Origin of the sequence: Pseudomonas sp. HMWF006 (assembly GCF_003061205.1) — a bacterium.
Lineage (GTDB): Bacteria > Pseudomonadota > Gammaproteobacteria > Pseudomonadales > Pseudomonadaceae > Aquipseudomonas > Aquipseudomonas monsensis.
In genome coordinates, this window is sequence record NZ_QAIU01000493.1 from 1 (window position 1) to 2,246 (window position 2,246).

The window sequence follows — 2,246 nt, forward strand, 5'->3', positions numbered from 1 at the left end:
GTCGCCGGCGGTGCCGCCAGCGCCATTACCCAGGCCGCCGGCACGGCTGCGGCAAACACCGACAGCAGTCAGTACGGTTACTTCGTCGACAGCCTGTTCCGTGATGACCGTCCTGCAGCCGTCAGCGATGACGCCGCCCGTGGCACCGTGACTCGTATCTTTGCGCAAAGCCTGGCCAATGGTCAGCTCAGCGCCGAAGACCGTACTTACCTTGCGCAACTCGTCGCTCAACGGACCAACCTGACCCAGGCCGATGCCGAACGTCGCGTCGATGAAATCTACGCACGTACCCAGAAAGCCATCGCCGACGCCAAAGTCAAAGCTCAAGAAGCCGCCGACACCGCTGCCAAAGTCGCTGCCTGGACGTCGCTGTGGATGTTCATCTCGCTGCTGGCCGGTGCGTTCTTCGCCAGCTTCGCCGCCACCTTCGGCGGTCGTCGTCGCGATGCGGTCGAGTACGTTGAAGTCGACACTTACACCACGACCACCCCGGTCCGTTAATCAAGGAGAACCACCATGCGCTCACTACTGCTGTTTTTCCTCGGCGTACCGATCCCGATCATCATTCTGATCGCCCTGTTCGTGCACTGATTGCTCTATAGGGGTTCATTGCCTCGGCCGCTTCCACTTCACGGTGAAAGCGGCTTTTTCATTGTTGCCGCTGACCTGCGCAGGGGCTGTCGAAGGCTGTGATCCTTTGACCTTGATTTTTTAAAACAGGATCAAGAGATCGCAACCCGCAGCAGTGCCTGCAGGGAGAGATGTTTTAACGATCTGGATCAATATTCCCTTGGGCGAGATCACCTAACTTAAAAGATCCAGGCCCTTGTCGCGGTATCGACTACAGTGCTCCGGTGCGCAATTTGCTGCGCTCATGGAGTCGCCCGGCAGATCCCACCAAAAACCACAACGGGTCGCCAGGCAGAGTGCAGCAAGGAGCTGACGTAGAACTCCCCTGAACCTTTTCACGGATGAACATTGCAATGCACTGCCTAGAACGAACCTTCGATATTCAGCCTTTGACCCAGGCGGATATGACCGTCCACATCAACGGCCAACCAGTGACCGCCGCCATCGGCGAAACCGTGCTCAGCGTCATTCAATCCCTTGGCGTACGCCAGATTGCCCGCAACGATCATGACCAGATCAGCGGCGCCTACTGCGGCATGGGCGTGTGCCAGTGTTGCCTGGTCAAAATCAACGGCCGGCACAAGCGCCGCGCCTGCCAGACCGTGGTGCGCGACGGCATGCGCATCGAGACCCAGGTCAACCGCGTCGCCGCGCAGGAGGTCGTATGAGTCAGCAACCGTTGATCGTCGGCGGCGGCCCGGCGGGCATGGCTGCGGCCATCGAACTGGCCCGGCACGGCGTGCGTTGTACCCTGCTCGAAGAAGCGTCGCGCCTTGGCGGGGTGGTCTATCGCGGGCCGCTGCGCGATGGCGTGCAACTGGATTATCTGGGGCCGCGTTACGCTGAAGTGCTGGGCAAACTGCACGGTGATTTTCAGGCGCAGGCCGGGTTGATCGACGTGCGTCTGAACCATCGCGTGATCGGCGCCGAGGGCTCGCGGGCACTGGTGGTGCTGGACGGCGACGAGCAACTGCACTCGATCGAGTACCCGCAAGTGCTGCTGGCTGCCGGTTGCCACGAACGCAGTGTGCCGTTTCCCGGCTGGACGCTGCCGGGGGTCATCATGCTGGGTGGCCTGCAACTGCAAATCAAAAGCGGCGTGGTCAAGCCGCAAGGGCCGGTGATCATTGCCGGCACCGGGCCGTTGTTGCCGCTGGTAGCGACGCAGCTGCACGCCTCGGGCGTGCGTGTGGCGGGGGTGTATGAGGCCTGCGTCTTCAGCAAGATCGCCCGCGAGAGTCTGGCGCTGTTGAACAAGCCGCAGCTGTTCCTCGATGGCCTGAGCATGCTCGCGTACCTGAAACTGCACGGCATCCCGATGAATTACGGCTGGGGCGTGGTCGAAGCCCACGGCGAAGGCGAACTGAAAAGTGTCAGCGTCGCGCCCTATTCGGCGACGTGGGAGCCGGACCTGTCCCGTGTCGAACGCTTCGAAGCGCAGACGCTGGCGGTCGGTTACGGCTTCATCCCGCGCACCCAACTCAGTCAGCAGATGGGCCTCGATCACGGCTTCAGCGACGACGGCTATCTGCGCGCCAACGCCAATATCTGGCAGCAAAGCAGCGAACCCCATGTGCACCTGGCCGGCGACATGGGCGGGATTCGCGGCGGGGAAG

The 2,246-nt window shown here is 61.8% G+C and carries 2 protein-coding genes and 1 pseudogene; all 3 read left to right on the plus strand.

Features of this window, described 5'->3' with window-relative positions:
- A pseudogene (locus tag DBR24_RS21475) lies at positions 1-501 on the plus strand (hypothetical protein); the annotation flags it as partial.
- A gap of 482 nt (positions 502-983) precedes the next feature.
- The gene (locus DBR24_RS21480) at positions 984-1,298 is read left to right on the plus strand and encodes a (2Fe-2S)-binding protein (protein ID WP_123462962.1); all 315 of its coding nucleotides are present in this window, start codon (positions 984-986) and stop codon (positions 1,296-1,298) included.
- The coding region (hcnB, locus tag DBR24_RS21485; RefSeq protein ID WP_177490656.1) for a cyanide-forming glycine dehydrogenase subunit HcnB at positions 1,295-2,246 on the plus strand (952 nt) is incomplete at its 3' end. The genes DBR24_RS21480 and hcnB, both read left to right, overlap by 4 nt.

Bases quoted from the DNA above. Each gene is read 5' to 3' on its own strand.
- DBR24_RS21480 (WP_123462962.1), top strand. From the start codon at position 984: ATGCACTGCCTAGAACGAACCTTCGATATTCAGCCTTTGACCCAGGCG.